Raw genomic sequence first — 22,967 nt, 5'->3', positions numbered from 1 at the left:
AGAGTTCCCGATTATCCCAGCTCTTTTCCGAGTGCAGCTGCAACTTTACGACAGGTTTCCATGGTCTCGGCGAATGCCTCGGGGGTCAATGACTGGGCGCCATCGCTCATGGCCCGTGAGGGATCTGGATGAACTTCCAGAATCAGTCCATCACAACCCGCGGCGATAGCAGCGGCACACATGGGAGGCACCAGGCTGGCAACGCCGGTGCCATGACTCGGGTCAATCACGACAGGCAGGTGAGTTCGCTCATGCAGGTAGGGAACTGTTGCCAAAGGAAGCGTGAAGCGGGTGTGAGTTTCGAAAGTACGAATACCCCGGTCACAGAGAATGACCTGCTGATTACCCTGATCGAGGATGTATTCTGCGGCCAGCAGGAACTCTTCGATGGAAGCCGCTGGTCCCCGTTTTAACAGCACGGGGAGGCGTGTCTCACCCACGGCCTGCAGCAGGTGGTAGTTCTGCATGTTTCGGGCACCGATTTGAAGTACGTCGGCATATTGACAGAGCAGGTCGACATGATGCGGAGTCATGACTTCCGTGACGACTGCCAGTCCCGTTTCTTCGCGGGCCAGCGCCAGCAGCTTCAGGCCATCTTCTTTCATTCCCTGGAAAGAGTAAGGGCTGGTACGTGGTTTGAATGCGCCCCCGCGAAGCCCCGTCGCGCCTGCTGCCTTAACCTGGTGAGCAACCTGCAGGATCTGTTCTTCGCTTTCTACGGAGCAGGGGCCGGCAATCACGCCTACGTGAGAACCGCCGATAGTCAGATCCCGGGTTTTGACGACGGTCGGCTCTGGTTTCGTCTCTTTACTGGCAACCTTGTAGGCAGCTACGATCGGGACGACTTTTTCGACCTCTGCACAGGATTCCAGTTCTTCCTGATGGCTGTCACGTTTGATGCCCGCGGCCGCGATGACGGTGCGCTCTTCACCAACGATCACGTGTGCCTTCAGGCCCATTTCCTCGACCCGTTTGACCATGGCCTGAACCATTTCTTCCGTGGCGCCTGGTTTCATTACAACAATCATGGCTTTGACTCATTTCTAATTCAGTTTCAGGGAATAAAAAAAGCCCTGTAACCAGGCAGGTTACAGGGCCAATCGAATTTCGGGGGCTGTTCAAGTACTATGAACGGTGTATGCTTCGATCGGTCAGGTAACCTGTTCCGGTAAACCAATAGCTAAAAAAGTGCCAGGCTGAATAAAATGACAGCCGCACAAAATTAAAGCTAAAAGTACCAAACCGATGTGTCACAGAGAAACTCCAAATCGGAGAATTTTCGGATTCAGAAAAATATCAACAGATTGATCATACCGCTCTGTCCTGTTTGAAGTCAACCGGTTTTCCGGAAAGATTCCCGCACCGGGTTCTGCTCTCAGGAAGACTCTTTCTGATTGCGGTGTCTGATCTGGGTGAAACTGATCGACTGAGGGGAAGGGAACGCAGGCTTTTGGGAATCAGAGGGGCTGATTTGTTTGCTCATTTTACCAGGACTGACATCACTGATTAAGAGACCAAGCATTCGCTGGCGAATAATCTCAGGCAACCCGTCTGGCGATGATTCAGCATCGGTTCCGCTGCGTTCGTAGCGTATTTGTCGGAGTGATTTGATCGTCGCAGATTGACTGAAACAGTCTGCCGGAAAGCAGGCCAGCACGGCTCCCAGCATGGACTCCCAGTCCGCAGTGGTCTGACTGGTGAGACCGGATGGAAATGAAATCCGCAGGCCGGCGTTAATCAGATTCCAGGTTTGTGCAGCATGGATGGCATTCTGTTCGGACAACTGATCTTCACCAAAATCACGAGCGCGTTCTACGTCGTGGGCAAATTCTTCGAGGCCCAGTCTCTGCACGTATGGGCCAAGCAGCATGTCGGTCCAGCGTTCAATCGAACGACGGGTGGCATTGATGCGTTTGAGAGTCTCTGTACTTAATCCCTGTTCGGACACCAGTATTTTTAAAATGATCCGTTTCACATCCAGAAAGGAAAGGAACAGGCTGCGGGCAATGGGTTCGGCCTGACATTGTCCGCGTCGTTGATCAGCGGCTGTGAAGATCGCGGTGACAACTCGAATCAGCATCTCTTCGGCGAAGAAATCTCTAATAATGATTTCCAGTTCGTTCTCTGCAGCTTCAATTTTCGATTCTGACTGGGTGAATGCATCCAGTGTCGCTCGTCGATGTTTGATATGTTTCTGTCCATGCGACCAGAAATCACACAGGAGTTCTGGCGCGAAAGGATCGGAACCCTCCACCAGAGAAAAACTTTGAGAACTGATCAGTGCAGCCACCTGAGCGGTCAGTTGAGAATTCAATTTAGTACCATTCCGAGCTGAGAGATGAATTAGATAATCAAGCGAGAGCGTTTACCAGGGGAATGTTCTATCCCCTGTGCCTGATACTTCGCAAAACTGATACCAGTTCCCTCTCCAAATAAAAAACTCTCTCATAAACGCCTTATATGTAGCGGTTTATGAGAGAGTTATGAATTTTTGTGCGGGGTTCAGCGCTGAGCTAATCCACCAGCGTGTTGATAAAAATCAACACGAGCTCACTTTTTCGGTGCCGTTTTCGCGACTTCCTCCGGAGAGAGTTTCCGCAGGCGGATGTTCTTCAAGGCGGCGGTGGTGGCGAAGGATGTGATTCCGAAGGGGCGGGAAAGCTCGACCTCATGGCGGATCGAAATTTTACGATCCTTCAGATTCTGATCAACGATCTGTTTCTCATTCAACCAGACCTGGATTTTATGATCGGTAACCTGCAGACGCACTTTATACCACTCCCCTTTTTTCAGGGTTTGAAATGTGGTTGTGCTGTTCTGTGAGGCATCGTCGCCGTCAATACTGGAAAGACCACACAGAGCACCACCCCAGCCTCCGAGAATAAATGAGCAGGGATCTTTTTTCACAGGAAAGGTCAGACCACAGAAGAAATCGGTGCCATCGACACGCATGGCTTCCAGTTCGACTTCATAGTTAGTCTCTGGCAGCTTTTTGGCATCGGTAAATGTGGCACCGGTAAGATCGACACCCATTTCGAGGATCATTTTCCCGTCTTCGACGTGGACCTCTCCCTCTCCTCCGAATTGGGGACTTTTCCAGCCATCCAGGTTTTTCCCGTTAAAGAGGGAGACCCATTCTTTGGTTTTTTTGGCTTGGGCTGCCGGTTTGTCGCTACCAGCTTCCTGTTTTTTATCAGCAGCGAAAGTGCTCGTGGAAACTGCAACTACCAGGCTCATTAAGAGCAGACGGAAACTGTAATTAGAAGCATTCGAACTCGATACGAACGTCGCGAAGTTTTTGTACATGGGATGTTCCGAAACTGTATAACAAGTGAGTTGTCAGGGGGTTAGATAAGCTTCTATTAGAAAACAACGGGCGTTGATCTGAAAGCGAAAAAATACAGTTTATCGGGATTATAACGAATTCAGGGAACAGTGAATGTGAGGCTGCTGATTCCCCGGTCCGTGATGAAAAATGTGTTCATCATTTACCCGTTTCTGAACTAGGTTTGATTGCAAGCTATCACAAGACGGATGGAAAAATTCTATTCATTCAGCCGGATTTTCAGAAAGCGCAGGGCCCCGTTGTATTTTCTTATTGCCTCGATTATTGAAGTCTTCACAAACCACGTCGCTTCGGGTGCGTCCAGTGCCAGCGTGTTGGCGATTGCCAGTGTGTGTCTGCTTCAATATGTCGTTTACACGATGAAAATGTCTGCTGTCCGTAAGGAAAATGCGGAATTCCAGCAGCATTATCACGATGTGGAAGAAGAGCTGAATGATGTCCAGTCAGACCGGGCAATGACTCTGATTGAGAATCACATCCTGCGTGAGTTTGTGGCCCAGTCTGAATTTGATCAGACCATTGACCTGCTGTTAAAACGCTATGTACCGTCCATCCGGGAAGGGCTGGGATTGTACTTAAACCGAGTGAACGGCGAATTCAAAGTACGTGACTCGCGGGGGATTACCAGGAATTCCAAAGCTGTTTTCGAGTTCGACGAGCGTCAGCTCAAACAGTTAAAGACACAGAATGTAATCATCCTGCGCGGGCAGGAATTACGAAATTCGAAAATTTATCAATGCTTTGATGAGCAGGACAAGCCGCGGATTCACAAATTGTGTCTGCTCGCAGTTTATGATAAAAATGCCATCTCTGGTGTGTTCCTGACGACGAACCTCTACCCCGATGGGGTGGATGAACAGCAGCAGATTAAGCTGGCCAAGCGACTGCTGGTCTGCGTTTCTCGGAACATCGTGAAAAATCAGGATTACGAATCGTATCGCTTTGAATTACGTGTCACCCGCGAGCAACTTGAATTACGGGCACTCGCCGACCAGCAGTTTAAAACTCCGGTAATCATGCTGGAAGAATTTCTGGATCGACTCCGTCAGTTAACAAACTCGAGCAGAGCAAGTCTGTTTCTTTCCACACCCCATGAATTTTCAAACTGTAAGTCTATTGTGGATTGTGGCATGACCCTGCAGGCGGGAGTCAAAACCCGCTGGAAAGAACATGAACTGACTCTTGTTCGACTCGGACTCAACTCCGGTGAGAATACATCACTGTCAGGTGAGCAGTTGGAGAATCATGGAGTTCGGTCGCTGATTGGTGCGGCACTGGTATCTCCCTTGATTACAAACCGTAAACGGATCGGGGCGATCTGTCTGACGAATCAGGAATGCCAACCATTCGATGAAAGAGCTCTGCGTCTGATTTCGTGGGCATCACAGTTTCTCTCCAATACGCTGCTCAAAGTTCTCAATCATGCCAACATTGAAAAGCAGGCCCGGCAGGACGGTTTGACTGGACTGGTAAATCGGCGTTCGTTCGATGAATTGATCGACAATGCATTCGGACGGGCCCAGGCGGCTCAGTCTGCCTGTTCTCTGATCCTGATTGACCTCGATCATTTCAAGTCAATCAACGATACTTACGGGCATCAGGCGGGGGATGAGGTTCTACGACGGGTAGCCCGAATTCTACAGGATCGGATTAAAGAAATCCGTTCGTCGGACAATGTGATCGCGGCCCGCTACGGAGGTGAGGAACTCGCAATCCTGCTGCCCGAGATCGGCCTGGCGGGGGCTGAACGAATTGCAGAGGTGATTCGGCATTCCATAGAAACGGCTACCATCGAGTTCAATGATACTCGGATTCCTGTGACTGCCAGTCTGGGGCTTTCAACCTACACTTCACAAGCCATGGAAAGTGTACAGACGCTGGTCGCAGCCGCCGATGGAGCGCTATATCAGGCGAAATCGGATGGTCGAAATCGAGTTTGCAGCCTGACTTCTGCACCAGTCTGAGCGAATCTTCAAATCTCTCGCTTTCAGGCTTGTCTCAGCAGTGGATGTCATGAACAATGATCTGGCACCAATTGTCTGAAGCTCAGTCTCTGTCTCCGATTCGAAGTATAGTATTCCGATGTCTGATTCGATTTCCCACCAACCCGGTTCCCGTTCTGAAAGAGGTCGGGTCATCGCTGTGATGCCAGCCTACAATGCAGCCAGTACACTGGAACGGACTGTAGCCGATATCCCCGCAGGTTCTGTTGATGAGATCGTACTCGTGGATGACTGCAGTAGCGACAACACTGTCGAAGTCGCCAGGCAACTGGGGCTGACGGTCATCCAGCATGAGCGTAATACCGGCTATGGCGGAAATCAGAAAACCTGTTATCGGTATGCAATGGAAGCGGGCGCTGATTACGTAGTCATGATTCACCCGGATTATCAGTACGACAGTCGAGTGATCCCGGTTGCGGTTGAATTAATCCGACTGGGAATCTGCGACGTAATTCTGGGCTCACGTATCAGAACCCGTGCAGAAACCCTGGAGGGGGGGATGCCTCTCTACAAGTACATTGCGAACCGGTTTCTGACGATTATCGAAAATATTGCCCTGGGACAGAACCTGGGAGACTTTCACAGCGGGTTTCGTGCTTACAGTCGCGCAGTGCTGGAGAAAGTCCCCTTTGAAAAAAACTCGGATGATTTTGTATTCGACAGCCAGTTCCTGGCGCAGTCGGTTCGGTTCGGCTTTAAAATCAGCGACATCCCGGTGCCCGTGCGGTATTTCGAGGAAGCCTCCAGCATTAACTTCAAACGCAGTGCCCAATATGGTCTGTTGACGCTCAACGTCATGTTGCAGTACTGGCTGCACCGACTCGGGATCTGGAAGTCAGAACTGTTTAAAGAGAAACAGCCTCAGCTCATCGACTGAGTGTTGTGGCTATTCCTGCTTTTTGAATTTGCCGGCATCGTACTCCTGCCAGAATTCAGCGGCTGCTTTCACATTGTCAAAGTTTGTGCCAATGCCCTGCAGAGTAGGGTTATCCCTGATGACTTCAATGCCTTTTGTGATTTTCGACGGGGTGAAAATCAGACGTTGGAGAGGCATGCCTTTCAATGGAGTTAAATCGGTCACTTCAGATCCCGTCATATTCAAACGCAGGATCTGCATCCCTCTCAAAGGGGTCAGATCGGAAACTTTGGTTTTCTCAAAGTCCAGGCTTTCCAGCAGCATCCCTTTCAGCGGGCTGATGTCAGAGATCTCTGTTTTGGGAATCCAGAGGGTTCTCAACGGGAGCGTATTAATCAAACTCAGGTCTTTTACTTTAGTGTCGAACAGATTCAGCTGATTCAGCGGCATACCTTCCAGAGGTGCAATATCGGAGACAGGCGTGTGTTCCATGCGAAGAACCTGTAACGGCATTCCCTGCAGGGGCCGCAGATCTGTGACATAGGTTCCTTCCAGGAAGAGTTGCTCCAGCTTCATGCCTTTGATGGGACTCAAGTCACTTACCGGGCAGTTGGTCAGGTCCAGATATTCCAGTTCGAGCCCTTTGAGCGCCGAGATGTTTTCGACGTTCATATTGAACAGATTCACTGAAATGATTTTCCCCTGGCGTTTACCAAATTCAGCAGTGTTCTGATACTTGGGGTTATCTTTCTTCAGTCGCTCGTGGATGTCTTCTTCAGTCAATACGACGGGTGCAGGCGGGGCGGTAGGAATCGGAGGATCTTCCCTGGTGACCTGGGCCTCTGGCTCGGCAGGTTGCTCTTCTGAGCAGCCGGCGCTGATCATCGGAGAGGCAACAAGACAAAATACAATAACGCTGGTCAGGTGAGGATACAGGTTCATATAGAAACGTGCTTTCGCAGGCAGAAGAATCTAATTCGTTTTGAAAATATCAGTAAACCAGTTCAAGAGACTGTTCGTCAAATGTCAGTCCCCAGCCGGGGCGATCTGTAACAGAGATCAGCCCCCCGTCGATTTCAGGTTGACCAGTGACCCAGGTCATCCAGGGCCGGCCAGTTTCAGCTAACGGGTCAGGATCCAGCGCTGCGATGGCATGCAGAGCCCAGATTTCCGCACCGCGATGGGGGCAGACACGCAGGCCGGCACGATTTGCCATCTTGTAGATTTTGATCAATTCCGTCATACCGCCACACCAGCAGACATCAGGTTGCAAAACGGTGTGCAGTTTCTGGTCTATCAGTTGAGTAAACGCTGCTGCTGTAAATTCATGTTCGCCTCCTGCAATGGCGACGGCCGACTGTTCGCTGAGTTGTGCATAACCGGACAGATCATCGGGAGAGAGCGGCTCTTCAATCCAGTCGATTTGAAAAGGCTCGATCGCCCGGGAAATGGCAATGGTTGATTCCACCGTCCATTTCATCCAGGCATCTACCATCAGCAGGGGATCGGGGCCGATCAGTGTCCGGGCGGTTTCAATAGCCTGGATCATTTCATCCTGTTGACCGGCATTGGAAACTTTTCCCAGATGCAGTTTATAGCCGGCGTGAGAGTCAATCGACTCCAGATCTTGCGTATTCCAGACGGTGCAATAAGTGGGAAGCTGCTGACCTGGTTGGCCACCCAGGAGTGAAACTACGGGTACTTTCTCGGCTTTCCCCTTGAGGTCCCATAAAGCCAGGTCAACGCCGCTGATGGCCATGATGGCCAGACCTTTGCGTCCGAAAGCCAGCGTGGACTGATACATTTCATCCCAGAGCCGGGAGATATCTTTGGGGCTTTGACCGAGGAGCAGATCACGCAAGACGGTTTTGACGACGTGAATCCCTGCCAGTCCACCGCCGCCGACTCCGTAGCCTGTGATTCCACAGTCGGTATCGATGGCAACCAGAATCTGTCCCAGGCTGGTACGCCAGTCGGGGGGAGAGTTCTTACCCACGGGTTGTATTGCGCGAACGTCTATAATTTTCATACAGACAGTCTAGCGGATCTCAATACAAAATGCAGCGATCTGATTTCTGATTTGATCTGCGGGAAAGAGAATTTTCGCGGAGGTTCAACCTGGCAGCAGCTAAACAGAGAACGGTCAGTTACCTTCTGCAACCTGCTGATTATTGGGTTTAACCTGAACGGGAGCGACCCGGAAGTTTTTAGGCAGGTTCTTTTTCAGCCAGTCATCCATCGACTTGGTGACATCAGCACCGATTTTGGGAGTATTGCCGGGCTGAACAATGGTCGCCACCGGTTTGATGATCTGCTTGTAAGCATCGTTAACGACTGTCTGGTTGACTTTTTTCTGTGTCAAACCCTCTTCAGAACCCTGATTTGCCGGTTTGAATGCCAGGTAGACATTCCAGAAACAGCGTTTCCAGAAACGGGCATTATTGTTCTTATTGTACTCCGTAACCATTTTGCGGGTCAGATCTACAATGGAGTACGTAATCAATTTAATATCGGAACGGGAATTGAGAGGCAGCTTACCAATATTATAGGCGGCTGCAGAACGGACTCCCCAGGTTCGCTTCGGGTTTTTCATAGCGTCCAGTAAAGCATCGACAACAACAGGCTGACGCGCCAGGTTGTCGGTAATTCCCAGAGATCCCAGTGCATCGACCAGGCTCCGCTGATACCAGGAATGATCCTGAATCGAGTTCTTGAGCTGGGGAATCAGGGCTTCAGCAATTTTCACACGCAGAGCATTACTGGGATCACCCATCTCACCGATGCGACCCAGGCCATTGGCGGCGACGATTTTGACTTCAGTCGGTTGTGTTTTGGATTCGATTACTTTCAGTAACGGAGCGTATGCCAGGGTGTAGGCGGTCCGTTTGGTCTTCTTGCGGCGGTCTTCATCTCGCAGGTCCAGTTCGGAGAGCAGCACGACCGCACTGAAACGGACCAGGCGATGATTGTCAAACAGATCGGGAGCCTGTTTGGTTAATTCTTCCAGATACAGTTCACGCGCCTGGTAGTTACCAGAGACGCGTCCGGAAAATTGAATGTCACGCAGAATATTGGCACGCAGCTTTTTCAGGTCGGTGGCATTTTCGGGTTTGTTGGGATCGTTTTTAAACGTCATCAGGTACAACTGGTAACGGGCACCATCTGCAATCAGCTTCTTGTCTGCACTACTGCTGATTTTTCCTCCCCGCAGGAGCTCATCAAAATCGCGTAATTTGGTCTTGCGAAAATTGACGGCCTCTTCCGGCTTCATCAGGGGTTTGTATTCAGAGAGCGCTTTATCGTCCTGCTGTTTTGCCTCAGGCGGATTGGCTGGAGCCTCGTTCTGACCGAACAGCAGGGAGCTGTCTGCGAAGAATAATCCGGCAACCAGCAGAAAGAAACCAGTAATTCTGGCGGCTGGCACTTCAGTTACTGAAAAGGCCTCATACGAGCATCTGGATTGTCGCACGGAAAGTTCCTTCATTCAACGTTCTGCTCGAACCCCTGTTCCGCGGAACAACTTACGGGGTCTTCTCGACTACAATTGGGAGCGTGACATTCAAGAAAATATTACACAAATAAGGCAAAAAACTCTATGGCAGCCGAAAAGAATTCCTGTGATAAAATACCGACCGCTTAAATGGTTCCGAATGAAACGGAATGAGGAGATGACTTAGTATAATAATACGATAAATGCTGTGCCGTTACCAATTAAATCTAGTATTTAATAACAATCGAAGTGGTTAACCACCGGCTCGTATGAATTGAACTGTCTGAAATATCGAGAGAATTCCCGGAGCGCGACTTCAGGTTGTTTTAAAACCGATGGTTGTATTATCTTACGTTATCGCTTTACCTTACGAGCTGTCAAGTTTTTTCCCCTTTCTGGCTCCGATTTCGGGTCTGAATCTGACGGAGGCTGGCGTCTTCCCGCAAAATTTATAAACAGAGCTCTCGTAGTAATGCGTGGAACCGGTATATTCCCTGCAAAGCAACCTGGCGTGGCAGGAGTCGATTCTGCAGGCAGAGGGCTGACAAGCTGCGTGGCAGGGGGACCTGAAGCGGACTCAGGAATTGAACAGATCCAGTAGGAAGGATGATCAATGACCGTTTTTTACCAGAGCAAAACCTTTCTGCAACACGAAACCGGATCTCACCCCGAAAGCCCTCAACGCTTACAGGCCGTGATGGACGAAGTGGCAGCGAAACAGATTGCCGGTCTGACAGTGGAGAACGATCCGATAATCAAAATCGGACAGGAGATTGAACGCGTCCATTCCACCGACTATTTGAAATCAGTGCAGCAGTTTTGCGCGGATGGTGGAGGGCGGATTGAGACTGATACGGTCGTCTGTCCCCGGTCTTTCGAAGTCGCCCAGTATGCAGCCGGCTGTGCTGTTAAGGCGGTGGATCAGGTGTTACTGGGGAAAACGAAACGGATCTTCTGTGCAGTGCGGCCGCCGGGGCATCATGCACTCTCAAAACAGGCGATGGGGTTCTGCCTGATCAACAATGTGGCTGTAGCTGCGAAGCATGCAGTCGCTCAGCACAAGTTGAATCGGGTCCTGATTGTGGACTGGGATGTACATCATGGTAACGGCACCCAGGATATCTTTTACGAAGAAGACCAGGTCTATTTCTATTCCGCGCACCGTCATCCATTTTATCCTGGAACCGGGATGGGGGATGAAACGGGAACAGGGAAAGGGCTGGGGACAATCTGGAATCTGCCCCTGGCCTTTGGGATTTCTCGCGAAGACTACTTTAAAAAGTTTGAGCGAATGCTGCTTCAGGCCGCTGAGAAATGTCAACCGGAACTGGTGCTGATCAGTGCCGGCTTTGATGCTCATAAAGAGGATCCGATCGGCTCGTTGGGGCTGGAGACGGAAGACTTTGGCCGATTAACCAGACTCGTGGCTGGCGTGGCGAACCAGTATTGTGAAGGCCGTATCGTCAGTCTGCTGGAAGGAGGCTACAACCCCCAGCGACTGGCAGAGTCTGTGGTCTGCCATCTGCAGGAGTTAGGGGCTGCCTGATCGGGATCCAGACTACTTCTGATAGATGGGCAGATAACCGTTATCGAGCTGCAGAATCGTGGCATTGATAGCGGTGGTATAGACGGGCCCTACATGCCCTTCCATCCAGGCACCGGAAGCCGACTGCTTGCGCAGGATCTGCTGACCAATATCCTTGATGTACTTGTCCCAATCCTTGTTTTCTCCACGGTACATGACCTGGGCATAGTAAAAGTGGGCGTAATGCCAGTGCCCAAAATACCGGTTGGCGTTTCCGCCAGGCCAGACATTTTTCTTACAGTAATCCAGCATGTTTTTCAGGTGATCGGAGTCGTATTCTCCGGCATTGAATAATGCGGCACAGGCAGCGGCGGTGATCGCGGGACGGGCACCGCCCCCACGGATGCTGTACTGCACCCCACCCTCCTGAGTCGTACAATCAGAGATGTACTTTTTGGCCCGGTCGATGATTTTTTTGTCGACCGGAATGCCCGCGTTACGGCAGGCGCGTAAGCCTTGAACCTGGGTGATGCAGGTCGAACCTTCATCGAAGTCGTTCCCATCTTTGGCGGAGACATAGCCCCAGCCTCCACGGGTGGTTTGAGCGCTGGCGCAAAACTCCACCGCCTTGATCAGGACTTTTTTGAGTTCTTCTCGACGCAGGGCATCCTCTTCCTCACCATAAACCTGGGAAAGAAAGACCATCGAATAGCCGTGGCCATAGGTGTAATGATAGTCGTTCTTGTACCCGATCAGCCCGTTCGGCTGACTCATTTCCAGCAGGTAATCGACGGCATTCTGAATGTTGCGGGCGTACTTCCCGCGAGTAGTCGTCGAGCCTTCGGCCAGCAGCGCATTGCCGGCGAGCGCCGTCATCGCGACCCGGTACTGGCCCCCATTGGCTTCCCAGTAACCCTGTCGTCGTTGTTCACGAGCCAGGTATTCCAGTGCGTTCGAAACGGCCTTCTGGTACTTGGGATCGCGGTTCTTGGCGAAGGTGGAGTCTGCTCCACACAGAGTCAACCAGACTGAGAAAAGGATTCCGATCAGAGTTTTGTGCATAGAAAACTCCCTCTGTTCAGAGGAAAAGGTACCCCCTCATCTGAGCGGGTAAAAAACGCTGCAGGCTCCTGAGTCGTCAGCGAGACGTTCTGACTCAGGAAGTCTGCAGATTCTTCAGGTAATTATTTTTCAACCCATTCAACAGGCTGAGGTTCAATCTCATCATTGGGGCGATTGCCGGCATCGGCACGGCCGCTGCCTTCCAGACGACTGATGGCCCGGACAGTCATATCATGATCGCAGAGGATCTGACAGCTCAGGCGGCAACCGGTAACTTCGCGGGCTTCCAGGGTGTTTTTCTCAGCGACCGTCATTTTGTCCGGTTCGCCTTCGATGAACTCAACCCGACATGTCGTACAGCGTCCTGCGCCTCCGCAGGCATGTAATTGATCGATCTGGGCATCGTCCGTCAGGGCTAAAACCAGACGCTTGCCTGGTTCCACATCGAATTCTCCTACATTTTCTACTGTCAGTTTTGGCATTAGATCCTCAATTTACGGTGGTGATTAAAATCAAAATTCATCATGAACTGATACGTGTTAACAGATTACTATATTACGAATTATATGCATTCTGTTTGATGATAACAGGGGAGAATTCCTAGGTTGGCATCACAAATTCGTGTTCCGGGTGGGAAACCGTCAGTACCGGGCAGGGGGCTTTGCGGACCACTTTCTCTGCGACGCTTCCCAGCAGCATATGCTTGAGGCCAGTTCGCCCGTGGGTGCCGATCACAATCAGATCGATTTCCTGCTCCTTGGCATATCTGATGATCTCCAGAAAGGCTGGTCCCACACAGACCTTGCGGATGACACTAAGATCCTCTGATCCGGGAAGTCCCGGCATTTCTGCCAGCTGCTTTTCTGACAGGCTCTGCATGTCAGCCACCAGGTCATTCATGGAGGTCCCCATCATATTGGGTTCCGGAAACATGGCGACCGCATCCTGTACTACGTTCAGCAGGTGTAATTCGGCTCCAAAACGTTTGGCTAATTCACATCCATAGAGCAGAGCGTGCTGCCCGAATTCACTGAAGTCAGTGGGAACAAGAATTTTTTTGAGATCGATCATCGGTTTACTCCTCGTGGCTCCATTTCATGATCAGAACGATTACATCCTCTATTGTAATCAATATCCCCGGGCAATGCCGATACCGGCTGGCTCTCTTATCAGAAATTCATCAGATCCCATCAGATAGACAAAACCGGTAGCCCTGAAAAATGGGGAAGAACTGCTACAACCGGGCCAGCTGTTTTTTCTGTCTGATTCTGAACAACCGATTTGATCCGTGTAAATCAGCAGGTACAGATCAGTTACAGGTTATACGACCGTTAGAGCTCAAAAAATAGATTTATCAATCACGACACTTGCATTTATGAGAAATCGTTTTTCCAAGAATAAACGGAGGGCGGTTGCAGCGATTCTAATCGTTTCAGCACTTTCCGCTGGCAGGTCGTGACCAGTTAAACCGATTTTGATTGCGTGTGCCATACCACATTCTGATTGTTTGTCAAACGGCTATTGTGGTTTTTTCAAATTGCCCGCCACACGGGATGCAACGAGGAACTCAACATGTCACTGCCATATTCGAAATCGATTTCATTAGCACTCTGTCTGTCCACCATGACGGGGTTATATGGCTGTCAGTACGCAAAAGAGAAGGTCTATCAGCAGGCGGCCCGCTCCGGAGCCGACTATGACATAGAGACGTTCACCGAAAAGGAACCCCTGCCGCGCTACCAGAGCCCAAGTCGTTACCTGAGCGAACCTGCTCCAGCTCCCGTAGATGATTCGTTCCCCCCGGCAGCACCGCCCAGCATGATTCCACCCCAGCCGGAAAAGGCAGCTAACGAACGAGTTTCTTATATCCTGAGAACGTCGCAGGAAGAGGAGGTCGAAGACCAGGAATACTTCAAATCGATGTTCGATTCGGAACCGGTTGAGCCAGCCGAGAAACACCTCGGACTGGTACCCCATTATTCCACAGTCTCCAGTTCTGTTTCCCGCAAGGTGAAACAGATGAATGGCAAAGTGAAAGATATCTACTCGAAAATGAAATCACACGTCAAAACTCCAGACTGGGTACGCAAGGTTTCCGGCAGCTACGTGGAAGTGTCGGAAACAGAAGTCATCTCTGAAGGAATGTCCTGTATCGAATCATCTCCTTTTCCACAGGAGGTGCTGATGGAATCAGAGTCGATCGATCTGGAGCCTACTCCAGCGTATTCGGCACCACAACCACCGGCTCGTTCCCTGACTGAGCCACCTCAGAAACTGCAGCCTCAGCCTGAACTGAAATCGCAGCAGCTTCCGCAACTGCCCCCCCCGGGAGAAGCGACAAAATGGGATGAATCCTGGCGGGTCTCTGCAACCCTGGAACAGTTGCCCGTGAAAGATTATTCAACACTGGATGACCAGATCGAAATGTGGCCGTATTCTCAACAGCGGATGCAGCAGGCCAAAAAGTTTGATTTCAAGACTGCAACCCCGGTCTCCGCACCACGCACTCTGGAAACTCAACCGGAACTGAATCACCCCCGGGAATTGACCGTACCTTCCATGATCTCACAGGAAGAAGCGGCTCCCGTCCGGAAAATTAACTGGAGCAAATAGAGCCGATCGGTCGCTCATCACACGCAGGTTCAGAGCACCTCGCGTTGACTTTGGAGTCCTGATCTTAAGGGGGATCATAGCCCCCCGGATGAAAGGGATGACAACGGCAGATACGCAATATACCTTTTACGGAGCCTTTCATGGCTCCGTATTTTTTTACGGCTTCAATGAAATAGGCGCTGCAGGTCGGGTGGAAGCGACACTGTTTTCCGATCAGGTGGCTGAGTGTCATCTGGTAGACGCGAACCAGGCCAATAAGAATCATGGCCGGCAGTTGATAGAGAAATCGGCCAATGCTGGCAAGCGTGGCTTTCATGGGCTTTCAACTGTTGGCAGACGTTGGTCCAGTTTCCGTGTCAGACGTTGGAAGGACTGCTGATACGCTTTCAGGTCCCCATCTACATCAGGACGCGGGATCGCGATCAGATCCAGGTTTGCAGGTAACCGATGACGGATCAGGCGAAATGCTTCCCGCAGCAGTCTTTTCTTTCTGGCTCGCAGGATCGCATTCCCGTTTTTTTTAGAAACACTGACCCCCAGCCGACAGTGCCCCAGTGAGTTGCGAATCGCAAACAACAGCAGATTCTGGTCTCCGGCCCGCTGGCGCGCTTCGTAGATTGCAGCAAAATCCTGCTGACTGCGAATCCGGTTTGTAGGAGGGTGGCCGTATTGTTTCAAGAGAATTTCTGCCTGCCGACACGCGGCTGATACATCAGGATTGAGGCGGATCTTTTTCAACTGTCGCAGATTCGTCTTCCGGTTCGCTTTCCGATTCTTCCGTCGGAGGCAGATGTCTGGCGTGCGACTGTGGCGGATACGGTCTTCTGATCATCGTGCGCACCGAGTGTCCGAACAGGGATGTGAAGATCAGAATTCCGATTCCTGCCCCTGCCAGAATCCAGACCACCAGAATCATGACACCCAGTTCCCGGGGGCGTTCGTCTTTTTTCTCATCTTCGGAGTTCGCGTCCTCTGAAGTGGAACCTGCGGGCAGATCGACATCCGCCTGCTTCATTTCTTCGACCGTTGCCGAACCCGCTTCCGGGGCCTGTGCCGGTACTGCTGTTGAGGTCAGCAGCATGCAAGTGACGGTCAGGCAGATGATCAGCAGTGAGTGAGTGGCTGGATGCCCGGTTTTCCTCTGGATGACATTCATCGGGATCACCATACTTTCGAACGGGGATTATCGTGTTTCAGTTGCTGCAGTTGTTCGTAGAGTTCTTTTTCCTGATCACTCAGGTCTTTGGGGGCCACGATTTTGATCGAGCAGATCTGGTCACCCGGTTGTTTGGTTTTCTGATTTGTGATTCCCTTACCTCGTAGTCGCAATTTGCTACCACTGGATGTACCTGCGGGAATTGTCACCGTGACTTCCCCTTCGGAAAGAGTCGGAACATCAACTTTCGCTCCGAGGGCCGCTTCGGTCAGGGTGATGGGAACTTCCAGCAGCAGATTGCTTCCGTCCCGCTTGAAATAGGGGTGACTGCCGACCTTAAGTGTAATCAGTAAATCGCCGGTGGGACCACCGTGAACTCCGGGGCCTCCCTGACCACTGAGTCTGATGACGGAGCCATTATCGACGCCCGCCGGGATTTTGATTGTCAGTCGTTCGGTAGAACTTCCCCGCTGGACGCTGATTTCATGCTGTCCGCCGACCGCTGCCAGGTGGAAGGGAATTTCAATCTGCAGACGTTTCGATTCCCCTTTCTGCGGACGGGGCTGAGAACGCTTGGCACCACGAAACGCACCGCCGAACAGGTCTCCCAGATCGATGCCTCCTCCGCCGAACAGATCCTCGAAGTCAACAGGGCCACCACCACCGCCTCCGGCCTGATAGTAACCTCCGCCGCCACCGCCCTGGCCGGCATGCTGGAATGCGTGGCCGAACTGGTCGTACTGTTTGCGTTTATTCTCGTCGCGCAAGACCTCGTAGGCTTCCTGGACTTCCTTGAATTTCTGATCAGCGGTTTTATCGTCCGGAGCCATATCGGGATGATACTTACGGGACAGTTTGCGGTACGCTTTCTTGATTTCATCTGCAGAAGCGCTGCGGGAAACTCCCAGGATCTCGTAATAATCGCGTTTACTCATGGATATTTTATTCGTACTGGCTCCCAGAGGATATTAGCAGGGGTGAGTCCTGCCCTCTGGCGAGTATCTGAAAACACTGACACTAAACGAATGCTCTTAGTGAGAATCAGGGCCGAAGTCACACACTTCAGCTGATTCAGGTCTGGCAGCATTCTACGTTTGATTTTAGCTGGTTTTCAAGTTTGCTTCGTCTATAACTCCTTATAATCAGTCCTTTTATTTAAAGAATACGAATGAAATTCATTCATTGCTGGAAACGATCTGCATAGAATGCCTGTACTGTCTGAAGTCAGGGATGTTGTTTGAGACTGGAATACTGCCTGCATGCTGAAATTTGCCTTTCGAAACCTGCTGAGCCGCTCACTGAGATCGTTTCTGTGCTTGATGGGGTTAACCATTGCCATCGCGGGCATGGTAGGCCTGTTCTCCATCGCGGGGGGACTGGAAAAGACGGTCGCCCAGACGTTTGGGAAGATTTCAGGTATTGTGGCCATGCAGCCCGGGGCCCCCATCCCCCTCTTCTCACGGGTTCCTCGCGCCTGGGGGGAAGAAATCAAAACGATCCCCGGTGTGGCTATTGTGAATCCGGAAATCTGGTCGCGGGTCAATATCATCGATGGGAAACCGGTGGTGAGTCCACCTCGCTTCCTGTTTGGAACTGATCTCCCGACCCGCACCCGGCTCAAACATGGAATCTACCGGGATTCTATTTACGCAGGCCGCTTCCTGGACCTCAATGATCAGGGCCAATTAAACGCGGTCATCAGTCGCCAGATTGCCGAGCAGCATGAGAAACAGGTGGGAGATACGATCGAGGTGAATGGTCAGGATCTCCAGATCATCGGGCTCTATGAAACAGACTCCATCCTGCTTGATGTCGCCATTATTCTGGATATTAATGTGGTTCGTGAAATCACCCGTTTTGATCCGGAGAGTGTCAGCTGTTTCTATATCGAGCAGACCGGCGAGATAAAAAACGATCCGCTCGTTGAATCGATTAAAGACCAGTTCCGGGATCGTGAGCTGGCCTCCTGGCAGCCCGCTTCACTGGCACTGGCCAATGGCTCGTCTTCCAATCTCCTCAAGGATCTCATGCAGAGCCTCGATCAGGGACTAAAGGGCAATCCTCCTGCTGAATCGAAACCGAACGAGGCTGAGGTTCCTGTGAAAAAACAGTCTGCGAAATCGACCGAAGCCAACATTAAGGATAGAGAGCAAGAATCTCCGAGTGCCCTGGAAGTCCGGGCGGCTGCGGACTGGGGAGATCGTCTGGAAACCTTTACCGCGGATCTGGATATCTTTCTGGGACTGCTGACAGGCATCGGTGTGTTGATTGCCATGCTGAGCATCATCAATACGATGTTGATGAGCGTGATGGAGCGGATTGTTGATTTCGGAATTCTGAAGGCCAATGGCTGGTCCAATCGGGATGTAATGCTGCTGATTACTGCAGAGAGCTCGTTACTGGGCGTTGTTGGCGGTGTTCTGGGTGGAATCCTGGGGCTGATCGCGATTGCAATCGTCAACTGGAAGTTCGCAGACCAGATTCACCTCTATGCCAGCCCGGGGTTGTTACTGTTTGGCGTGTTCTTCAGTACCAGCCTGGGAGTTCTGGGCGGCCTGTATCCCGCCTGGTGGACGACCAGGATGACGCCCATTGATGCGATTCGACGCGGTTAAGCTGAAATCAAAGAATTGACTTGTATCAGAGAGTGAGTAGCGAAATTATGATTGAAGTGCGAGATGTCACGAAAGTTCATCAGAGTGGTGAAACCGAAGTCCATGCACTTCGCGGCGTGAGCTGTCGATTCCCCGGTCACACATTTTCGTTCATCCTCGGGCCCTCTGGGAGTGGCAAGAGCTCATTGCTCTATCTGATGGGGGCACTCGATTCACCTACCAGCGGCGAGATCTTCGTCCAGAACCGTTCCCTGGCAGCCCTTTCCCAGAGTGAACGTGATACGTACCGTCGGGAGAAGGTAGGTTTTGTCTTTCAGAATTTCAATCTGCTGAAGAACCTGAATGCCCTGGAAAACGTGCTGGCTCCTTATCTGCCTCAGGGAGTGACTGCCGAACAGAAAGAGCGGGCGCGGGAGTTACTAAAGCAGGTGGGGCTGGAGCAGCGGATTACACATCGTCCGAATCAGCTTTCCGGCGGGGAACAGCAGCGGGTGGCGATTGCCCGGGCATTGCTCAAGCGGCCTCTGCTGATTCTGGCAGACGAACCGACGGGCGAACTGGATACCGAGACCGGCGCAGAGATATTCAGTTGCCTCAGGCAGATGAGTGAGCAATACAAGACGACGGTCGTGATTGTGACACATGACGAACGCTACATCAGGGAATCAGATCACATTCTCCGTCTGCGTGATGGCAAGCTTGCTGAAGATCATCAGGCGGAAGCATTGTCGACAGACGCGTCATAAAAACATTCAGCTGCGATACCAGAGGATCGCAGCTGAATGGCGCAATCGAAATATTTGACGCTGCTTACGATTGGTTGAGTCTATTTCTGAGCCGGGGAGGCTCAGACGGTATCAATTTTCCCATCGTGCGATTTGCGAAATCCCGGTCCCGCTTCTTCCGGGGGAGTCGCATAGACATTCAGGCGGACCAGTTCCAGGTCGGCCAGATGTCCTTCGATGGTGATATAGGCTGAAGCCGGATCGCATGTGCTTTGGGCTTCAATCTGTTCGAGGAAGTTAAAATGGAATCGGTTCACAGATTCGAACCGGTCGAGCAGCTGCAGCAGGTCGAACTGAAAGCTGGCGGCGATAAATTGACCGTCCCGTTCACCGCCGACAATTTCGGTGCTGCCCAGGAAGAGGCCCACTTCCCAGCATTCTTCGGTGAACTGACAATCAAAACCGACGCGACCGACTTCTTCATAGGGGTTAAAGATATCGGCAACTTCGTCGACAAAGCTGTTGAGCCATAAGGGGCGACAATTCAGATTCATTGATTCCGAATTGAAGTTTTCCATCTGTTTCATCAGGTGTTGAATCGGCAAGTGTGAATGGGCCAACGTTGTTTCTCCGTCTCAATCTTCTGGGGGTCTCTGGGGAAGAAGTATTATGCACTCTCTCAGGTGTTGCAATTGGGGGTTGTAGTGTTAAGTATCGGGGAATTCACAAGAAAGACCACACAACAATTCTGTTCTTCGTGGGAGATGAGATGCTTCGAGTGTGCGTGGGCGCAAAATTGCCGAAGCGGACTGTCGCACCATTCCCGCTATCTGCCGGGGCCGTACTGATCAGTCCGATTGTGTTGCCTTCCCAGGGCCCGGCTCAAGTTCGATTATGTCGTATTGCCCGGAGAAAAAATCATTGAATTTGTGATTTGCATCATTTGCTACTGAAGTTGAGGCAAAATCAAAAAATTCAACGGGAAACAACGAAATTACAGGGTAGGCCGCCGGAGCCGATTCTGGCTACAGTGAGCCGGGCCAGTGGTTTGACACTGTCTCCCCGTCTTCTAAAATGGATCGATTCAAATGAAACCCGCCGGGGTGAGCAGAGAGTCCACCAGCTGGTATGCTCGCAGTTAAATCAATAAGTGTTGATGAGTTCGGAAGGAATAAGGTTCACAGTGGAAGATGCCGTTCGTAAAGCAGTCGTCCTGATTGAAGCGTTAAGCTGGATTAGAAGATTTCGAGGACGCTACGTGGTCATCAAACTGGGGGGGAGTGCCCTCGAAGAAGAGGCTGCAGTCAAAAGTTTTTTGACCGATGTCATCTTCATGCGCACCGTGGGCATGTATCCGATCCTGGTACATGGCGGCGGAAAAGCGATCAGTCAGGCCATGAATGAAGCCGGCATCGAACCTCATTTCGTGAACGGACGGCGCTATACTGATGAGAAAACACTGGAAATCGCTACCGGCGTATTGGCGAATCAGATCAGTGAATCACTGGCTCAGGAGATCCGCGCCCAGGGAGCCCAGGCAGAACCCCTGCATTTCGGCACCCGAAACTGTCTGCGCGGTGAGCAACTGACACTACAGGCCGAGGATGGCAGTCCCATCGACTTGGGACACGTGGGCTATGTCAATGATATTGATCAGGGACTCCTTGCCGAGGTCTGTCAGTCAGATGCGATTCCGGTGATTCCCTCGGTCGCCCTGGATGCTTCCGGACAGAAGCTGAACGTGAATGCAGACACAGCTGCCGCAGCCCTGGCCCGGATCCTCAAAGCGGAAAAACTGGTCTTTCTCAGCGATGTGCCGGGAATTTTCCTGGATCGACACGATCCGGGGACACTGGTATCCCATCTGGAAACAGAACGCTGCCGGGCACTGATTAAAGATGGCACGATCGAATCCGGAATGGTTCCCAAGGTCGACGCTGCCCTGGAGGCCCTGGCCAGCGGTGTGGGAAAAGTGCACATCGTTGACGCCCGACTGCCCCATTCGATTCTGCTGGAAATTTATTCTGATAGAGGGATCGGAACGGAAATCGTTAAATAGCGTTTCGGTTCACCCCTCCATTGATTCCAGAACTGGCTTGACCGCTTCGACCGGAGCGGTTGTCTCGAACTTGATTTCCGGATGGCGAATTCTGCCGCCCCAGTGTGCTGCCACGCTCCAGAAGCCTGCGAGCGCCAGGGTGCCGACGATGATCACCGTGCGTTGCCAGCGTGGGACAGTTTCTCCCTGAAAACCCTGGATCAGTGCATTCCCGACGACCATCGAGAGTACGACCATCGCCAGCAGGCAGGACCGCGCCAGGACCGCGTGAAATTCGACGGTTTCCTGATCCAACTGATACTGGTCTCCCAGCAGCTCATATGCGGGAGGCCCTGAAAAGTAAGCCACGGTCGCCAGCAGGAGCACGGAGAGCAGCAGCCAGCAGCTGATTTTAAACAGTCGTTCATCACGTAAGTGGGCTGACAACAGGAACAGGATGAACAGCCCCCAGCAACCGACAACAGGAACATGGACTGTCATCAGATGAAGATGAGCTGCGTTCATTTCCGACCTGTCTCAATCGCTTTGCTGGGATCGACACCTTTATCGACCTGGCTGTAATCGAGTTCACTGCCCCCCATACTGTGCGGGATGAGATAGCAGACCGTCATGACGATTGCTGCAGTAAACACGACGACCCGATGCAGAGCCGTGGTTTTCTTCCGGGGATTCAACCCGATTACAGAGCAGGCAAAGACCCAGGCCAGAAACATGAACAACATTTTATTGTCGGTCCAGTCACCACCAAGGGGGAACCCGGTCCAATATTCACCGAAGGCATACTTTTGTACAAAAGGACCCAGAATCATCCCACCTACGGTCATACCGCACAGAGTAAGCCACGCCAGTTGTCGCATGTTGTAAGGGGCGAACAGGGCTGCCAGTCCGGTGCGCATGCCAAGTAGAATCGAAAAAATCATCAGGGTCACATGCGGAATCAACACTCCGTCAGGAACAGGATCTTTAAAGCGGATGACGACGTTCGAATCCTGAGTCGGGGGAAACCGGCGTTCCTGACCTTCCAGATTGGCCTCGATATAGTATTCGAGCTTACCCGCTGCCGGCTGTTTGGGCAGGGGCGCTTCCAGTTGATAACGCTTATCTTTTTCGGCGGCCTGCATCGGAACAGCCGTGAATTCGTCGTCGGTCCGGAAGCGTTTATAATACAGTGTGCCTGAGGGGGGCTGTTCCTTACTCTGCTCGACCGGCAGTTCTACCATTGCGTCGCTGGTCGATTCGTGTGTTCGGATCAATTTTGCGACGATGTCTCCCGTCACTTCAACTTTCATGGGATAGGTAGGACCAGTTGCACGCTGGTAAATCATCGCAGAAGCGGCCAGAACAAATGCCAGGGACCAGAGTCCGGTCCGTTTGAGCAGTCGGATACTCTCGTTGGGAGGCAGCTCTTCTGTAACACCTTGATCTGTCTCGGGTTCGGGTTGAACAGATTCCTGATTTTCTTCCATGGGAGTCCCTTTTTCTCAATCATTGTGAATCTTCTACTCGTAGTGTCTTAT

At 51.6% G+C, this 22,967-nt stretch carries 24 protein-coding genes; 7 read left to right on the top strand and 17 right to left on the bottom strand.

Going from position 1 to position 22,967, the window contains the following annotated elements; translation table 11 throughout:
- Window positions 1-11 precede the first annotated feature (11 nt).
- The 3 genes from aroF to HG66A1_RS19295 form a co-directional block, all read right to left on the bottom strand.
- On the bottom strand, window positions 12-1,028 hold the full coding sequence (gene aroF, locus HG66A1_RS19305) for a 3-deoxy-7-phosphoheptulonate synthase (protein ID WP_145187646.1): 1,017 nt from the start codon (window positions 1,026-1,028) through the stop codon (window positions 12-14).
- A 347-nt stretch (window positions 1,029-1,375) separates the two neighbouring features.
- Window positions 1,376-2,314 (bottom strand): hypothetical protein, encoded by a 939-nt coding sequence (locus tag HG66A1_RS19300; protein ID WP_145187643.1) that lies wholly within the window; start codon window positions 2,312-2,314, stop codon window positions 1,376-1,378.
- Between the two features lie 236 nt (window positions 2,315-2,550).
- Window positions 2,551-3,306 carry a DUF1080 domain-containing protein gene (locus HG66A1_RS19295; RefSeq protein WP_145187640.1) on the bottom strand — a complete coding sequence of 252 codons (756 nt, stop codon included), beginning with the start codon at window positions 3,304-3,306 and terminating at the stop codon, window positions 2,551-2,553.
- Between the two features lie 279 nt (window positions 3,307-3,585).
- On the opposite strand from HG66A1_RS19295, the gene HG66A1_RS19290 reads away from it, so the two are divergent.
- Together HG66A1_RS19290 and HG66A1_RS19285 are read left to right on the top strand one after the other, a co-directional pair.
- Window positions 3,586-5,310 (top strand): sensor domain-containing diguanylate cyclase, encoded by a 1,725-nt coding sequence (locus HG66A1_RS19290; RefSeq protein ID WP_197996684.1) that lies wholly within the window; start codon window positions 3,586-3,588, stop codon window positions 5,308-5,310.
- A gap of 118 nt (window positions 5,311-5,428) precedes the next feature.
- Window positions 5,429-6,226, top strand: a complete 798-nt coding sequence (locus HG66A1_RS19285; RefSeq protein WP_232106619.1) for a glycosyltransferase family 2 protein — start codon at window positions 5,429-5,431, stop codon at window positions 6,224-6,226.
- 9 nt (window positions 6,227-6,235) lie between these two features.
- On the opposite strand, the gene HG66A1_RS19280 is transcribed toward HG66A1_RS19285, so the two are convergent.
- The 3 genes from HG66A1_RS19280 to HG66A1_RS19270 all read right to left on the bottom strand — a co-directional run bounded on the left by HG66A1_RS19280 (window position 6,236) and on the right by HG66A1_RS19270 (window position 9,674).
- Window positions 6,236-7,147: a leucine-rich repeat domain-containing protein gene (locus tag HG66A1_RS19280; RefSeq protein ID WP_145187634.1), complete on the bottom strand. Its 912-nt coding sequence runs from the start codon at window positions 7,145-7,147 to the stop codon at window positions 6,236-6,238.
- Window positions 7,148-7,196: 49 nt separating this feature from the next.
- Complete coding sequence (locus tag HG66A1_RS19275) at window positions 7,197-8,234, bottom strand: mandelate racemase/muconate lactonizing enzyme family protein (protein ID WP_145187631.1); 1,038 nt, start codon at window positions 8,232-8,234, stop codon at window positions 7,197-7,199.
- Window positions 8,235-8,348: 114 nt separating this feature from the next.
- Window positions 8,349-9,674: a HEAT repeat domain-containing protein gene (locus HG66A1_RS19270; protein ID WP_145187628.1), complete on the bottom strand. Its 1,326-nt coding sequence runs from the start codon at window positions 9,672-9,674 to the stop codon at window positions 8,349-8,351.
- A gap of 634 nt (window positions 9,675-10,308) precedes the next feature.
- On the opposite strand from HG66A1_RS19270, the gene HG66A1_RS19265 reads away from it, so the two are divergent.
- A complete protein-coding gene (locus HG66A1_RS19265; RefSeq protein WP_145187625.1) occupies window positions 10,309-11,241 on the top strand; it encodes a histone deacetylase in 933 nt (310 codons plus the stop codon).
- 12 nt (window positions 11,242-11,253) lie between these two features.
- Here HG66A1_RS19265 and HG66A1_RS19260 read toward each other — a convergent pair whose 3' ends face one another.
- From HG66A1_RS19260 to HG66A1_RS32080, 4 genes are all read right to left on the bottom strand, one after another.
- Entirely contained in the window at window positions 11,254-12,282 is a 1,029-nt protein-coding gene (locus HG66A1_RS19260; RefSeq protein ID WP_145041985.1) for a prenyltransferase/squalene oxidase repeat-containing protein, read from the bottom strand.
- A gap of 122 nt (window positions 12,283-12,404) precedes the next feature.
- A complete protein-coding gene (locus HG66A1_RS19255; RefSeq protein WP_145187622.1) occupies window positions 12,405-12,764 on the bottom strand; it encodes a 2Fe-2S iron-sulfur cluster-binding protein in 360 nt (119 codons plus the stop codon).
- 118 nt (window positions 12,765-12,882) lie between these two features.
- The gene (locus HG66A1_RS19250) at window positions 12,883-13,353 is read right to left on the bottom strand and encodes a universal stress protein (protein ID WP_145187619.1); all 471 of its coding nucleotides are present in this window, start codon (window positions 13,351-13,353) and stop codon (window positions 12,883-12,885) included.
- Between the two features lie 267 nt (window positions 13,354-13,620).
- On the bottom strand, window positions 13,621-13,773 hold the full coding sequence (locus tag HG66A1_RS32080; protein ID WP_155366620.1) for a hypothetical protein: 153 nt from the start codon (window positions 13,771-13,773) through the stop codon (window positions 13,621-13,623).
- Window positions 13,774-13,854: 81 nt separating this feature from the next.
- Here HG66A1_RS32080 and HG66A1_RS19245 point away from each other — a divergent pair, with 81 nt between their 5' ends.
- On the top strand, window positions 13,855-14,895 hold the full coding sequence (locus tag HG66A1_RS19245; RefSeq protein ID WP_145187616.1) for a hypothetical protein: 1,041 nt from the start codon (window positions 13,855-13,857) through the stop codon (window positions 14,893-14,895).
- 64 nt (window positions 14,896-14,959) lie between these two features.
- On the opposite strand, the gene yidD is transcribed toward HG66A1_RS19245, so the two are convergent.
- The 4 genes from yidD to HG66A1_RS19225 are packed head-to-tail and all read right to left on the bottom strand — an operon-like array spanning window position 14,960 to window position 16,986.
- Window positions 14,960-15,211: a membrane protein insertion efficiency factor YidD gene (yidD, locus tag HG66A1_RS19240; RefSeq protein ID WP_145187613.1), complete on the bottom strand. Its 252-nt coding sequence runs from the start codon at window positions 15,209-15,211 to the stop codon at window positions 14,960-14,962.
- Window positions 15,208-15,573 carry a ribonuclease P protein component gene (gene rnpA, locus HG66A1_RS19235; protein ID WP_232106618.1) on the bottom strand — a complete coding sequence of 122 codons (366 nt, stop codon included), beginning with the start codon at window positions 15,571-15,573 and terminating at the stop codon, window positions 15,208-15,210. Before rnpA ends, yidD begins: the two co-directional genes overlap by 4 nt.
- Before the next feature lie 34 nt (window positions 15,574-15,607).
- On the bottom strand, window positions 15,608-16,051 hold the full coding sequence (locus HG66A1_RS19230; RefSeq protein ID WP_145187610.1) for a hypothetical protein: 444 nt from the start codon (window positions 16,049-16,051) through the stop codon (window positions 15,608-15,610).
- A 5-nt stretch (window positions 16,052-16,056) separates the two neighbouring features.
- Window positions 16,057-16,986 (bottom strand): DnaJ C-terminal domain-containing protein, encoded by a 930-nt coding sequence (locus HG66A1_RS19225; protein WP_145187607.1) that lies wholly within the window; start codon window positions 16,984-16,986, stop codon window positions 16,057-16,059.
- 324 nt (window positions 16,987-17,310) lie between these two features.
- On the opposite strand from HG66A1_RS19225, the gene HG66A1_RS19220 reads away from it, so the two are divergent.
- Together HG66A1_RS19220 and HG66A1_RS19215 are read left to right on the top strand one after the other, a co-directional pair.
- Window positions 17,311-18,666 (top strand): ABC transporter permease, encoded by a 1,356-nt coding sequence (locus HG66A1_RS19220; RefSeq protein ID WP_145187604.1) that lies wholly within the window; start codon window positions 17,311-17,313, stop codon window positions 18,664-18,666.
- A gap of 47 nt (window positions 18,667-18,713) precedes the next feature.
- On the top strand, window positions 18,714-19,412 hold the full coding sequence (locus HG66A1_RS19215; RefSeq protein ID WP_145187601.1) for an ABC transporter ATP-binding protein: 699 nt from the start codon (window positions 18,714-18,716) through the stop codon (window positions 19,410-19,412).
- A gap of 101 nt (window positions 19,413-19,513) precedes the next feature.
- On the opposite strand, the gene HG66A1_RS19210 is transcribed toward HG66A1_RS19215, so the two are convergent.
- Window positions 19,514-20,011, bottom strand: a complete 498-nt coding sequence (locus HG66A1_RS19210; protein ID WP_145187598.1) for a hypothetical protein — start codon at window positions 20,009-20,011, stop codon at window positions 19,514-19,516.
- A gap of 563 nt (window positions 20,012-20,574) precedes the next feature.
- Here HG66A1_RS19210 and argB point away from each other — a divergent pair.
- Complete coding sequence (gene argB / locus HG66A1_RS19205; RefSeq protein WP_232106617.1) at window positions 20,575-21,450, top strand: acetylglutamate kinase; 876 nt, start codon at window positions 20,575-20,577, stop codon at window positions 21,448-21,450.
- A 9-nt stretch (window positions 21,451-21,459) separates the two neighbouring features.
- On the opposite strand, the gene HG66A1_RS19200 is transcribed toward argB, so the two are convergent.
- Entirely contained in the window at window positions 21,460-21,954 is a 495-nt protein-coding gene (locus HG66A1_RS19200; protein WP_145187592.1) for a hypothetical protein, read from the bottom strand.
- Window positions 21,951-22,916: a hypothetical protein gene (locus tag HG66A1_RS19195; protein ID WP_145187589.1), complete on the bottom strand. Its 966-nt coding sequence runs from the start codon at window positions 22,914-22,916 to the stop codon at window positions 21,951-21,953. The genes HG66A1_RS19200 and HG66A1_RS19195 overlap by 4 nt, the downstream gene beginning before the upstream one ends.
- Between the last annotated feature and the right edge of the window lie 51 nt (window positions 22,917-22,967).

It is taken from the genome of Gimesia chilikensis (assembly GCF_007744075.1).
Classification (GTDB): domain Bacteria; phylum Planctomycetota; class Planctomycetia; order Planctomycetales; family Planctomycetaceae; genus Gimesia; species Gimesia chilikensis_A.
This window is presented reverse-complemented; position numbering and strand designations above follow the sequence as displayed.

What these genes read in the sequence shown, in the direction of transcription:
- aroF (WP_145187646.1), bottom strand. Translation starts at nt 1,028, where the DNA reads ATGATTGTTGTAATGAAACCAGGCGCCACGGAAGAAATGGTTCAGGCC.
- HG66A1_RS19295 (WP_145187640.1), bottom strand. Translation starts at nt 3,306, where the DNA reads ATGTACAAAAACTTCGCGACGTTCGTATCGAGTTCGAATGCTTCTAAT.
- HG66A1_RS19285 (WP_232106619.1), top strand. Translation starts at nt 5,429, where the DNA reads ATGTCTGATTCGATTTCCCACCAACCCGGTTCCCGTTCTGAAAGAGGT.
- HG66A1_RS19280 (WP_145187634.1), bottom strand. Translation starts at nt 7,147, where the DNA reads ATGAACCTGTATCCTCACCTGACCAGCGTTATTGTATTTTGTCTTGTT.
- HG66A1_RS19275 (WP_145187631.1), bottom strand. Translation starts at nt 8,234, where the DNA reads ATGAAAATTATAGACGTTCGCGCAATACAACCCGTGGGTAAGAACTCT.
- HG66A1_RS19265 (WP_145187625.1), top strand. Translation starts at nt 10,309, where the DNA reads ATGACCGTTTTTTACCAGAGCAAAACCTTTCTGCAACACGAAACCGGA.
- HG66A1_RS19260 (WP_145041985.1), bottom strand. Translation starts at nt 12,282, where the DNA reads ATGCACAAAACTCTGATCGGAATCCTTTTCTCAGTCTGGTTGACTCTG.
- HG66A1_RS19255 (WP_145187622.1), bottom strand. Translation starts at nt 12,764, where the DNA reads ATGCCAAAACTGACAGTAGAAAATGTAGGAGAATTCGATGTGGAACCA.
- HG66A1_RS19250 (WP_145187619.1), bottom strand. Translation starts at nt 13,353, where the DNA reads ATGATCGATCTCAAAAAAATTCTTGTTCCCACTGACTTCAGTGAATTC.
- HG66A1_RS32080 (WP_155366620.1), bottom strand. Translation starts at nt 13,773, where the DNA reads ATGGCACACGCAATCAAAATCGGTTTAACTGGTCACGACCTGCCAGCG.
- HG66A1_RS19245 (WP_145187616.1), top strand. Translation starts at nt 13,855, where the DNA reads ATGTCACTGCCATATTCGAAATCGATTTCATTAGCACTCTGTCTGTCC.
- yidD (WP_145187613.1), bottom strand. Translation starts at nt 15,211, where the DNA reads ATGAAAGCCACGCTTGCCAGCATTGGCCGATTTCTCTATCAACTGCCG.
- HG66A1_RS19230 (WP_145187610.1), bottom strand. Translation starts at nt 16,051, where the DNA reads ATGAATGTCATCCAGAGGAAAACCGGGCATCCAGCCACTCACTCACTG.
- HG66A1_RS19225 (WP_145187607.1), bottom strand. Translation starts at nt 16,986, where the DNA reads ATGAGTAAACGCGATTATTACGAGATCCTGGGAGTTTCCCGCAGCGCT.
- HG66A1_RS19220 (WP_145187604.1), top strand. Translation starts at nt 17,311, where the DNA reads ATGCTGAAATTTGCCTTTCGAAACCTGCTGAGCCGCTCACTGAGATCG.
- HG66A1_RS19215 (WP_145187601.1), top strand. Translation starts at nt 18,714, where the DNA reads ATGATTGAAGTGCGAGATGTCACGAAAGTTCATCAGAGTGGTGAAACC.
- HG66A1_RS19200 (WP_145187592.1), bottom strand. Translation starts at nt 21,954, where the DNA reads ATGAACGCAGCTCATCTTCATCTGATGACAGTCCATGTTCCTGTTGTC.
- HG66A1_RS19195 (WP_145187589.1), bottom strand. Translation starts at nt 22,916, where the DNA reads ATGGAAGAAAATCAGGAATCTGTTCAACCCGAACCCGAGACAGATCAA.